We start from the raw sequence: 12,045 nt of genomic DNA on the forward strand, positions 1-12,045 counted from the left end.
GCGTTCGTCCTGAGCCAGGATCAAACTCTCCAATAAAGTATTGAAAAGAGCGATAAGCTCATTTTGAAACTGACGAGATTAAAAATCTCATTTATGCTCCAGTCAATTCAAGCCAAGGCTTGTCTCAAACTTTCGCGTTCATTCTGCAAGCAGAATGTTTTACTCACTCGTTGTTCAGTTTTCAAAGATCAAACTTGTTTCACTGCCGGGTGTCGTTCACCTCAGCAACTTTTATATCTTATCACATCCGAACCAACTTTGCAAGCTCTTTTTTTAAGTTTCTTTCGAAGCTTAGTTGTTTCGCTTGCCGCACCGTGTTTCTCGTGTTTTCTTGGCCGGAATTAGAATATACCATGTGGAAAAATAAATTGCAACCCTAAATTAATATTTTTCATTCTCCGTTTTATGAGAACAAATAGAACCGTTATATTTCCCTTCTATTCACACTCAATCATTGTCATGCAATCAGAACCCATCTGCTACACTCCATAGATATGACAATGTTAAGCATCATTAACTTATAGAGAAAGGGTAATAGTTACTGTTCATAGTAAACTGAGTGGCTAAGCGTTTTGAAGAAACACTCTCTAGCAGCTCAAGGGATAATTACTTTTGTATCGCACATATCCAATAGCTTCTATAGCTTAATTAATATGAAATCAGATTTTAAGAACTCTACATCTAATAGATAATAATCCTCTCCATATGAGAGAAATAGATACTCTAGTATCTGTTCTTTCATATAGATAGAATAGTTTTTGAGACAATTAAAGGAGTAGCGTATATTGTTAGCCAACCTCCCACCATCACCTTCTCCCCCTCAGCTGCTGAACCTTCCCATCATAACCGTATCGTAATACCGACCGTCCGCGTGTCGTCGATCCTTTTTCAAAATCCCCTCTATCTCGAAGCCCATTCTTTTGTAAAGCTCCATCGCTTTATCGTTCGTCCCCACCACGTTCAAGGTCATCTTCTCAATTCCATTCGTATCTGCCCAATCTATAGAGGTCTCCAACAGTTTCTTACCAATGCCGTATCCCCAGAACTCTCTCGCTACGCAAACGCCAAATTCAACCTTATGGGCAAATCGCTTTAGATCAACACCCTCACATCTGGAATACCCGACGATTTGTTCATTTACCATAGTAACGAGAAACAGGTTTCTCTCTTTCTCCGTGTCCCATCGGATTATTTGTTCAAATCCCGCTGGATCAATAAAGCCCTCACCTTGTTCACGATCCATATAATCGGTTTCTCCATCCATCTGCACCCGAAGTGAAGATAATGCTTCAGCATCGTTTCCTTTTGCGGACCTAATCAAATAGGTCAATCCTTTTACGTTAAACTCCTGTTGATCGATGATCATATGTTGTAATCCGTCCAATCTATTTTATTTTGCCCAATCCTATTCATGGCTCTACCCGACTTCAGACGGACTTTTGCCTGTAAGCATCTTGAAAACCTGACTAAAATACGTCGCGTTGCGGAACCCGGTCATCTCACTAACCTCGTAGACCATGTAATGCCCTGACTGTAATAGCTCCAACGCACGTTGAATCCTATACCCGTTTACATAACTCACAAAGTTCTCTCCGGTTACCCTCTTGAACAGCTGACTCAAATATTTGGGGTGTACAAACAGACCCTTGGCAATGGCTTCAAAGCTGATTTCTTCAGCATAATGCATTTCAACGTACTGTTTCACCTGCTCCACTAGTTTATTGCTTTTTTTCTCGCCCATTTCTTTTCGTATCTGTTCCATCCAGTTTCGAATAATACCATCCATCCAGCATATCAGATCCTGCAGCCCATATTTCGATTGAATTTCCCGCAAAAAATGACTCATCGCCAGCGGCGGTGCCAGCATGGGATAATGTCGGTTCCAACTATGAATTAACGTGTCAAATAGGCTCACAGCCACAACTTGCACATCCTGAATATTGGTACCACTCCCTTCGTCCAGCAGATTGCGAAGGTGAATCCATATCTCCTCTGCCAGATCAGTCCTCATATCTGCCCATGACTCACTCCATTGTCGCAGCAATTGCGAGTAATCTGTTACGCTCGGCGTTAAAGCATCTGACGAATCATAGCGATATACGCGGCTTCCTCCCTGAAACTCTGCTTTCTCCAGCGCCTCCCTGCTTTCCAGATAGGAGTCCATCACTTCGCATAAGTGACCTTTGGACGTTCCAATACCTGCGCTCATTTCGATCTTGAGATACGTAAAAATCTGATCAATCATCCGTTCAACAATCGACTCCAATTGTTCTAGCGGGGCCTTTTCATCAAATAGAAGCAGCACAAACACCTGATCAGAATAATCCACGATTTCCACCTGGCAGTCGTTTATTTGCGAAGTCTGCTCTTTGACGGTCTCCTGAATAATATCTGCTGCCCCATATCTTAATAGCTGCCAGTCCCGCTCTTTCATCCTTGTCAGAAATGCAGGCCGGTACAACTGCAGACTGATAGCACGCACTTGAGAGGGTATGCGAATACCCACATAATCCATACGCTCCGCAGACAACTCCTCTTCCCGATAGTGCGTGGTTAACAGCTCATGGAGAAACAGTTTGCGAAGATAAGGAACCACCCGCCCAATCTCCTGTTTGTACGTCCGCTCTAGCTGCTCACGCCGCTCACGCACATCCTGTTCCAGTAACACCTCACGCAGAACAGACTCGATCTCCTCCACTTCAGCAGGCTTCAGCAAAAAATGATTCACGCCCCAACGCATGGCCGCCCGGGCATTCTCGAATTCGTCATATCCGCTAAGAATGATGATAGGCAGATGGGGATGATCCCGCCGTAGCGCCTGCGTGACCTCAAGTCCTGTCATTCCTGGCAAATAGACGTCCGTCATCACCAGATCGGGGCGCAGCTGTTGGAACAGCTCCAGTGCGTCCACGCCATTGGAAGCCGTTCCTGCAATGCGGAGGCCGATGGATGGCCAATCAATATGGTCGGTCAATGCTTTTACAATATGCGGGTCATCGTCTACGAGCATAATGGTTTTCATTCATTTTCACCGCCCAGCCATAAGTTTAATTGTTCTTCCGTCTCAATACGCGGCAGCGTAATGGTCACTTCTACTCCGCCCAATTCACCTGCGCATATATCAACGCCATACCCAGTGCCACAATACAGTTGAATACGCTGATGTACATTTCGTATACCAATGCCAGATGTCTCCTCCAGCTTCCAACCCTCAGGCAAGCCCTGTCCGTTATCCTTTATGCAAATGATGATTTTGGGTGCGTGTGCAGACTTTCTGGCCGGACGATAATCTATGGATTGGCTGCCTAATCCGGATGAATCAGATGAATCGGTGATAAGACCCTTTGAGGATTCCTCCACACCAGGTGGATCGCTGCTCTCCAATTCCCGCATATCCACCTTTATGCGAAGTTTTCCTTCCTTCGGATGCCCATGCATGACCGCATTCTCGATAAAGGGCTGCAAAATGATTTTGGGAATGTAACAGCCGCGCACTCTCGGATCAATCTGTTCCTGATAATCAATAGAGAACGGCAGCCGCTCCGACTGAATGCTGACGTAACAACGAGCATGCTCCAGCTCATCCCGTACCCGGATGAATAGTCTGCCACCGCTCAATCCAATACGCAGCAGTTTGCTGAGTTGTACAATCATGCGGCTGATGTCCTTGGCCTCATAATCGAGAGCACGCCAGTGGATCATGTCGAGTGTGTTGTACAAAAAATGCGGTTTGATTTGCGCCTCAAGCAAACCCGTCTGTGCTTCACGCTTCGCTCGGCTCTCTTCCTTGACCTGCTCCATCAACTCCGTCAATTGTGAAGCCATATGGTTGAATCCATACGCCAAATGGGCATATTCTTCGGTAAACGAAAGCTGAACCCGGGTATTGAAATCCCCCTTCTCCAGTTGCCTCATCCGCTTAATCAGCTGACGTAAAGGACGAACAATCCGCCAAACGAACAGATATGCAAGTACCGCCGAACATAGTAACCCCAGCACAGCTATTCCAAGGACCTGCCATCCGGCCTGCCTCACAGGAGATAACAGTGTATGAACAGGGATGGTCTGTACCAGTCGCCACTGAAGCATGGCAGGTCTTGAATACAGAACAAGCTGCGCTCCACCAGGCTTGCCGGAAACCACTTCAAATCCGTCCTCCCCATGTTCAACATGCTCCTGAATCCATGCGCTATCGACGACAGGTTCACTTTCCCCAGCTGCAGCTACATTAGCAGATTCATTAATAGAAGAAAAATGTTTTGAGGCTCCATTAACTGAACTCAAACCCTCACCAGAATTCACCTCTAAATTATCATCACCCATCTGCATGACGACGTTGCCCGCGGTATCCACCAACAGTACCTGTCCATCCAGCACCATCGGCATATCCGCAAATCTGCGTACAATGTCCGCGCGACTCAGGCGGATGAGCACGTAAGCTACTGTCCCACCCCGGCTGTCAAAGATTCGCTGGGCGTATCCGATTAGCGATTGGCCAGATTCGTTTTCCCGTAGAGGTACCCAAGCCGCATCCGCCTGCTCCAATGCAGCAAACCATGAATCACCGGCAATCGTATCCACTGGATAGATGCGGTCGGCCATCGTGACAGTGACACCGTTAAAGGCATCCGTATACAGCTCCACCGAGGTAATACCTTCACTGACGACCAGCGTATGATCCAGTATTTTGGATACCTCGCGCCGTTGGTGGATCTGTGTCAGCCTTCCCGCCCCCTTCGTTTCCAGCAGATTGGACAGCTCACGGTTGCTCGCCAAAGAATAAGCCGTGCCTGTCACACCTGTAATAAAATCAAACCCTCGGCGTGTACTTTCGTTCAGGAGAGCAAGCCGTGCTTTGCTGATCTCGGTAAACGTGACGGCAGAGAACGACTGGTATGCCAGCCAGACAATAACCGAGACGAGCAGCAGGTTAAACGCAATAAAGCAAGTCACCATCAACGTGGAGAGCTTGCTTTGTTGCAGCTTATGATTTAGGAATAACGATAATCTTCGTTTCCGCATGGAATCAACTCGTTTCGTCTTGGAATTACCCTTTGAGCCCAGAGGTTGCGATTCCTTCCACGAAGTACTTTTGACACACGATAAATACGATAAAACAAGGCACCAGTGACAGCACTGACATCGCAAACATCGGACCCCAATCGGATTGAGAGCTGGAATCGAGGAACAGGCGCAAGCCCAGCGGCACCGTGTATTTGCTGACATCACTCAGATAGATCAACTGGCTGAAGAAATCGTCCCATGTCCACAAAAAGGTAAAGATCATCGTCGTCACCAGCGCCGGAAAGGCCAGCGGAATGATAATTTTGGTGTAAATTCGTACAGGACCGCATCCATCAATCGTAGCCGCTTCATCCAGTTCTTTGGGCAATCCCCGGAAGAACTGGACCATCAGGAAAATGAAGAAGGCATCGGTCGCCAACCATTTCGGCACCACCAGCGGCAGATACGTATTCACCCATTCCAGATGGTTAAACAGAATATATTGAGGGATCAGCGTCACATGGTGTGGCAGCATGATCGTCATCAGCATTAAGCCAAAACAAATTGCTTTGAACCGAAAATTCAATCTGGCAAAGGCGTATGCCGCCATCGAGCAAGAGATAACATTGCCAAGCACAGCGCCCAGCGACAGGACGACCGAGTTGGTCAGAAAACGGGAGAATGGGTTGCCCTGAATCCCCGTCCAGCCATTGATGTAATTTTGCCAATTCCATTCTTGCGGCCAGAACCAGGTCTCGGTGAAAATCATATGTCCCGGTTTGAATGAACTGCCCAGCATCCAGAGCACCGGGTACAGCATGACAAAGGCAATGACCGAGATCAGTACATGTTTGGCGATTACCCACGCAGCAGAGTTTCGTTGTCCAATCATGATTTTCCACCATCCTCATAGTGCACCCACAGCTTGCTGCTGCGGAATACCAGCAATGTAAAGACACCGATCAGGATCACCAGCACCCAGGCCATCGCAGACGCATAACCCATCTGAAAGAACGAGAACCCTTTTTTGTACAGGTATAAAGAGTACATTAATGTTGAATTGACTGGCCCCCCGCTGCCGTTACTGATGACAAAAGCCTGAGTAAATGACTGGAAGGAGGTAATCAGCTGCATCACGAGATTGAAAAAGATAACCGGTGACAGAATCGGCAGTGTGATATAAAAGAATCTCCGGAGTGGGCCTGCTCCATCTACGGCGGAAGCTTCGTCATACTCAGGTGGAATCTGCTTCAATCCTGCCAGGAAAATAATCATTGACGATCCGAACTGCCATACGGACAGCAGTACGATCGAATACAGGGCATATTTCGGGTTGGCGACCCAATCGGGTGCCTTAATGCCGACCATGGCGAGCACCCCATTGAGCAGACCGTCACCGCCCAGCATTTTGCGCCACAGCATCGCTATCGCGACACTGCCCCCAAGCAGGGTTGGGATGTAATACACCGTACGGTAAATGCCAAGCCCACGAATGCCTTTGTTCAACAACATCGCCACCAATAGGGCAAAAATCAGCTTGATCGGTACGGATACGGTGACATACGTAAATGTGACTTTGAGCGATTGGATAAACAGTTTATCCGATGTAAACATCGTAGTGTAGTTATCCAGACCGACCCAGGAAGGGGCGGCCAGGATACTGTAGTCGGTGAACGAAATGTATAAGGAAACGAGCATCGGTCCAAGTGTCAGAAACAATAATCCAACCAGCCATGGGGCTAGAAACAGGAGCGCTGCTCCATTATGGGCATATCTCCGTTTCACCCGCCGGGCTGTCACACGCTCGGTTCGTGCTTGACTGACCTGTGTTGTACTCATCTTCGCAACCTCCCCGTGGAATATGAAGTCTGGAACCGTTCAAGTGTTATTGACTTGATGCAAGTGTTGCCTTGGCCCCTTCAATGAACTGGGCAATCACATCCGGTGTGTTCCCTTGACCAAAGGCGATCTGCTCGCTTGCACTCTTGAAGCTGGTATCCACTTCGGAAAATCCTTGCGGGTATGGCGGATCAATTTCACTGGAGTTTTTCGATACCACATCGATAAATTGGAAGATGGCTTGCTCCGCTTCCGGCAGCGTAGGCTGCATCTTCTCACGGATGCTAGCATTGACGGGTACTCCCCGCTCCGAGCCAAGAATGGCAGTAGCTTCGGGATCATTTACCATGAAGTCGATAAACATCGCCACTTCCTTTGGATGTTTCGTTTTGGCATAACCGGACAGGAACTGACCTGCTTTCAGGTATTCACCGATTTGCTTTTCACCCACACCGTGCGGAAGTACTTGTATCCCAAGCTTATGATCCTGGTTTTTGTTCACCTGCTGGAACGTCAGCAATTGGTTAGACCAAGCAAAATCCATGGCGGCTGTACCAAGCGAGATCGGGCGTGTTTCCAGTGCATTCGTAGTGGATGCCGTCACTTCTGCAGAGGTAGCACCCCTGTTTTCACGAAGTGCCCCCCACATGTCAAACCATTGCTGAAGCTCCTCGCTGGTTGCTGTCAACGTCCCGCCATCAAATAGTCCCTTGCCTGTTTGCCGGATAAATACCTCAAACATGTTGGTGGTTCCCGATACATCCGCCGAACCGTAGAAACCGTCACCCTTCTCCGCTGCAATCTTAGCAGCTACGTCACTAAAATCCTTCCACGTCCAGCTTTCCTGCGGCTCCTCGATCCCGAGCTCTTGGAATACGGTGGCATCATAGATGACACCTGGTGCATTTACACCCAATGTAATCGCGTATAATTTATCGTCAATCGATCCGGCTTTGAGCATGCTCTTGTCATGATCCTCTGTGCGCAGTTCCTTGCTCTCTGCGTATGGGGTCAGGTCAAGCAATGCACCACGCCGGGCAAAATCGGTTAGAAAAGCGTAATCCATCTGTATGATATCCGGTGCATTTGAACCGGCTACCTGTGTGGTCAGCTTGTCAAAGTATCCGTCCCAACCGGAATATTCCGGCTTGATGGTAATGCCAGGGTGCTTCTCTTCAAATAGCTTAATCACTTTGGTCGTGAGATCGTGTCGAGTCTGTGATCCCCACCAGGTCATACGAAGTTCAATTTTGCCGGAAGTGCCCCCTTCTTCACCTTCATTGGATGAGGCAGACGGTGCTGATGACCCTCCGGAACAGGCTGTAGCGAACATTAACAGGGATAGGCAGAACAGGGTTACCCACTTTTTGGTATTCAACATGAATGAATTTCCTCCCCTTTTGCTTTTTATGGAATCGCTTACAAAACTATTGTAACGGCCTATGGCTGCTCATGACATAAACAAAAGTAAGCTTTCCTGTCAAAAAAGTAAGGGGTTGGGACAAATGTCCTTTCAATTGAGATCGATATAGTGATTAAATAACCACCAGGAATGAAACTCCCGGTGGTTATTCATATATACAGCAGTCTTTATGCAGCGCACTGTGCCTCGACTACATCTCAACGGTGGTCATCCAGATGTCTACAATAAAACGTTAAAGTAGATATCATGTAAGATTTTGATCAAGGTATTCTGGGGTTTTACTGACACTTTCAGGATTGCGTCACAGCAGTTGATGACACCTTATGCCGAGCCAGATGTTTCTTCATCTTCGCCACTTCGGTTCCTGCCAGCATCATAATGCCAATACCGTGATTGTCATTCGTTACCGTGAGCAGATCCTTATTGTAATATTCTGCGGTAAAGGCATATCTCGATCCACTGCATACACCATGTACATTGCCCTGACGGTCAATCGCCTTACGGGCTAATCCGTTCCATGCCCGCTCAGCCGCTTCAATGTAACGTTCAGGTTGATATAACCAACCAAAACGCACTCCCCGTGCAAAACCATAGGCAAACATCGCTGTACAGGAGGCTTCCTGGTATGTTTCAGAATCATTCAATACCTGATGCCACAATCCGCCCTCTCCTTGCAGAGCTGCATATCCTTCACATAATTCATTAAAGAAGGCAATTAAAGCTGGACGCTCCGGGTGCTCTGCCGGCAAAGCTTCCAATACCTCAGACAGCGAAAAGAGCGTCCAACCATTTCCCCGTCCCCACGGAATCTGTGTCGCTTGTCCATATTTGAAATCATATACGTGGGACATGATCTTGAATTCAGGCATGAACAGATACCTCCGATACAATAAAAATTGTCTGGCGGCTTCATCCAGTGCTGAATTATTTCCCGTCAGTCGGGCATACCGCACAAGAAACGGAGTGCTCATATAGAGATCGTCGGCCCACATCGTATTCTCGGCAAATTCACCGATACACTCGCGGTAAAATGCACCGTCTTCCTGTCTTTCCAGCCGGGTCAGCATAAAATCTGCAATTCGTTCGGCGATCGGCAAGAACGTCGGCTCCTGACATTCGGAGTAGGCTTCCAGCATCGCGGAGCCAAAAGAGCCACAGTTATCCAGCATTTTCATCATAACCAGCTGCTGGTTAACCGCCGGGAAACCATACTGCTCCCGATCCCATAATGAGTACTCATCCATACGGGTACACAACTGCACGTGTTCTAACGCATAACGCGTAATGTCGGGCCGCTGCAAATAACGTCCGGTCTGCAACAGGCCATATACGGTGACGCCCAATGGATAATCCCAGCGACCATAGTTGGTCACACTGCCTACTGTCCATTTGTTACTGAGCATTGCATTTTCATAATAGGGGCGTATCCACGCATCCGGTCTGTCCAGTCGCCAATATATGCGTTCCTTCCATACCTGCTGGCTTCCCGTTTCTTCTGGGTTACCCTGCAATACACTTCCTTTATAGACTCGATCTATACGCATTAGATCCTGCAAATCAGGTCCAACCTTATCAGATTCAAAAGGTCCTAGATATAACCACGACTCTCCAGAAGCTCCGTGCACACGCTGGGGAAGCTCCAGCTCTAGTGGCTCTCCATTCACCATTGCGTTTATTACAAAATTCCATGGCTCAGCCGTATCGCTACATTCACTACGTACCAACAGGTCGTTCCGTCCAAAAGATGCGGGTATCTTCACCTCAAATGGACCCGCTTCCTTCAATTGCACAGCCGATTCGCCGTTCAGCCATATATTCAGTGGTCCGGAAGATTGACCAGACAAACGGATCTGGCAATCGCTTGAATTCCTGTTGATCAACCGTGTCCACGCATAGACTCGCTGACCAGAAAGATGCCCGTACATTCTCTCCAGAGTCGGTTGCGTAAGCTTTTCCTCTGACCATTGCGGATCAGGCAGCCACTCCAGTCTGTGATCCTCTTCTGACCCGAGCAGATTCCATTCCGCATGACTGTCCTCCGAACTTACCGGTTTGGAATACACCCATCCGGCCTGTCCCTGTCTCTCCTGGAAAGGAGCGAGCACATTCAGAATGCGCACTTTTCCCTCGTCCGAGCCAAACTGGCATCCAAAGCCCGCAGGTGTATACTTCATCTCCAGCAACAAAGTATTCCATCCCGGCTTAATGTCGATTCCCAGCTTCACGGTCGCGTCCAGGTTGATCTCATCCATGACCGTGGAGCGATATACCAATTGCTCGTTAAAATAGAAACGAACCGGTCCATAACAGCGGACCAGCACATCCAGATTTCGATCTTCATCCCCCCAGACCAGCGCTGCGGCATAGGAAACCTGACCTTTATGTGCATCAGGGAAGCGTTTACTCAAATTCAGATCATACAGACCTTTTTCGTTCTGCAAGATACCAGACTTCTGAAATACCCGATATACAAAATCAGCCTGTGCGTTGGCGCCTATATACCGCTCTGCCAGCACCTTCAGCACCTGATCCTGATCTTCTCCGAATCGATAATACATGCTCTGCGGTTCACTGAAATACGTTGTCATTGAATGCCCACATTCCTCTCCCGATGGAATACATAGGTATAGCGCTTAACCTTTGTGAGAAAATCCCTTTTTGGCGAACGTTGATGATCCTCGTTTATCTTTGGCACAGCCGAATAATAAACCAAGTATAACTGACCTGCCTCCCGGTGGCTACAGATTTTTGATTGCGCTTACAAATAAGTATAGCTATAACTGGGGGGCTTTTTTAAAATGCCAAAAACCTCCGGCTACACTTCCTGTTATACAGGTGTATGGAGGCTTAGGCTTTTTCGTATAAAAAGGGCCGTTGATATGACTCGTGAAGACTTGGTCGAACTAAATTTCCACAGCTACGCCGTAATGATCAGAGACCACAGGGCCGTTCTTTCCGTTGAGAACTACCGTCGAAGACTTCGCCTGTACCGGACGATTCGAGAAAATATAATCAATACGCAAATCGCGTTTGTTATCCGCCCATCCGGCAATGGCTTTGACCACGGTTGCACCGTCATCCTTTTGCACAGCTGTTGTGTACAGGTCATTCCAGCCCTTGCTCATCATATAATCGTAGCCTTCCCCACGTACTTCTGCGACATTATTGAAATCGCCCATAATATACAGCGACTGGTCCATATATGGAGCAAGCTTGCTCTCGGTCAGTTCCCACTGACCCTTAAAAGGCTCTTGTTCATCATCCCACCAGTTATAGTGCCCATTCACAAACCAGGTAGCTTCACCTTGGACAGCCGTCTGTATACCTACAATTTTGCGTGTCCGGTAGTTGTCGTAATCCCGCATGTGGGATACATATTCGCCAAAAGCCTGTGTAATCGGCGTCCGGCTCAGGATGGCCAGCCCTTCATCGTATTTGCGGAAACCGACATGAGCGGGAATCCATGTCCAGTAATAGGTCTCGGTCAGTTGCGTAAGCAGAACGTAGGCGTAGTTATCTTTTTTGATCACAGCATCCGATTCCGTGGCAAAGTAATGTTTCAGTTCCTCCGCTGACAGCGCTGCTTCTTGCATCGATTGATTAACCTCCTGCATGGAGATCACATCGAACTGGTGTGTATTGATAAAATCAGCCAGCTGACTGATCTTGTTCAGTTGGTCTTCTTCTGCCCAAGCGTGCGTATTTAACGTAAGTATTTTCATATGCTCTCTCCTGTTGTTTGAAATTAAGCCGAATTCCGGCCTGCATCGTTCCTGAAA

At 47.9% G+C, this 12,045-nt stretch carries 8 protein-coding genes; all 8 read right to left on the minus strand.

What is annotated here, in order from left to right; genetic code table 11:
- Nucleotides 1-820: 820 nt before the first annotated feature.
- The 8 genes from ACFVQB_RS30875 to ACFVQB_RS30910 all read right to left on the minus strand — a co-directional run bounded on the left by ACFVQB_RS30875 (nucleotide 821) and on the right by ACFVQB_RS30910 (nucleotide 11,988).
- A complete protein-coding gene (locus ACFVQB_RS30875; RefSeq protein WP_379448524.1) occupies nucleotides 821-1,366 on the minus strand; it encodes a GNAT family N-acetyltransferase in 546 nt (181 codons plus the stop codon).
- Between the two features lie 51 nt (nucleotides 1,367-1,417).
- On the minus strand, nucleotides 1,418-3,022 hold the full coding sequence (locus ACFVQB_RS30880; protein WP_379448528.1) for a response regulator: 1,605 nt from the start codon (nucleotides 3,020-3,022) through the stop codon (nucleotides 1,418-1,420).
- A complete protein-coding gene (locus tag ACFVQB_RS30885; protein ID WP_379448530.1) occupies nucleotides 3,019-5,022 on the minus strand; it encodes a cache domain-containing sensor histidine kinase in 2,004 nt (667 codons plus the stop codon). The genes ACFVQB_RS30880 and ACFVQB_RS30885 overlap by 4 nt, the downstream gene beginning before the upstream one ends.
- A 25-nt stretch (nucleotides 5,023-5,047) precedes the next feature.
- Nucleotides 5,048-5,896, minus strand: coding sequence for a carbohydrate ABC transporter permease (locus tag ACFVQB_RS30890; RefSeq protein ID WP_379448533.1), 849 nt, complete (start codon nucleotides 5,894-5,896; stop codon nucleotides 5,048-5,050).
- Complete coding sequence (locus ACFVQB_RS30895) at nucleotides 5,893-6,843, minus strand: carbohydrate ABC transporter permease (RefSeq protein WP_379448535.1); 951 nt, start codon at nucleotides 6,841-6,843, stop codon at nucleotides 5,893-5,895. Before ACFVQB_RS30895 ends, ACFVQB_RS30890 begins: the two co-directional genes overlap by 4 nt.
- A 46-nt stretch (nucleotides 6,844-6,889) precedes the next feature.
- Nucleotides 6,890-8,224: an ABC transporter substrate-binding protein gene (locus ACFVQB_RS30900; RefSeq protein WP_379448538.1), complete on the minus strand. Its 1,335-nt coding sequence runs from the start codon at nucleotides 8,222-8,224 to the stop codon at nucleotides 6,890-6,892.
- A 332-nt stretch (nucleotides 8,225-8,556) separates the two neighbouring features.
- A complete protein-coding gene (locus ACFVQB_RS30905; protein WP_379448541.1) occupies nucleotides 8,557-10,854 on the minus strand; it encodes a glycoside hydrolase family 88/105 protein in 2,298 nt (765 codons plus the stop codon).
- A gap of 315 nt (nucleotides 10,855-11,169) precedes the next feature.
- Nucleotides 11,170-11,988 (minus strand): endonuclease/exonuclease/phosphatase family protein, encoded by an 819-nt coding sequence (locus tag ACFVQB_RS30910; protein WP_379448546.1) that lies wholly within the window; start codon nucleotides 11,986-11,988, stop codon nucleotides 11,170-11,172.
- Nucleotides 11,989-12,045 lie beyond the last annotated feature (57 nt).

Origin of the sequence: Paenibacillus sp. NPDC057886 (assembly GCF_042796655.1) — a bacterium.
Taxonomy (GTDB): Bacteria; Bacillota; Bacilli; order Paenibacillales; family Paenibacillaceae; genus Paenibacillus.

Excerpts from the sequence above, each read along its gene's own strand:
- ACFVQB_RS30875 (WP_379448524.1), bottom strand. The coding sequence starts at position 1,366 with ATGATCATCGATCAACAGGAGTTTAACGTAAAAGGATTGACCTATTTG.
- ACFVQB_RS30880 (WP_379448528.1), bottom strand. The coding sequence starts at position 3,022 with ATGAAAACCATTATGCTCGTAGACGATGACCCGCATATTGTAAAAGCA.
- ACFVQB_RS30885 (WP_379448530.1), bottom strand. The coding sequence starts at position 5,022 with ATGCGGAAACGAAGATTATCGTTATTCCTAAATCATAAGCTGCAACAA.
- ACFVQB_RS30890 (WP_379448533.1), bottom strand. The coding sequence starts at position 5,896 with ATGATTGGACAACGAAACTCTGCTGCGTGGGTAATCGCCAAACATGTA.
- ACFVQB_RS30895 (WP_379448535.1), bottom strand. The coding sequence starts at position 6,843 with ATGAGTACAACACAGGTCAGTCAAGCACGAACCGAGCGTGTGACAGCC.
- ACFVQB_RS30900 (WP_379448538.1), bottom strand. The coding sequence starts at position 8,224 with ATGTTGAATACCAAAAAGTGGGTAACCCTGTTCTGCCTATCCCTGTTA.
- ACFVQB_RS30905 (WP_379448541.1), bottom strand. The coding sequence starts at position 10,854 with ATGACAACGTATTTCAGTGAACCGCAGAGCATGTATTATCGATTCGGA.
- ACFVQB_RS30910 (WP_379448546.1), bottom strand. The coding sequence starts at position 11,988 with ATGAAAATACTTACGTTAAATACGCACGCTTGGGCAGAAGAAGACCAA.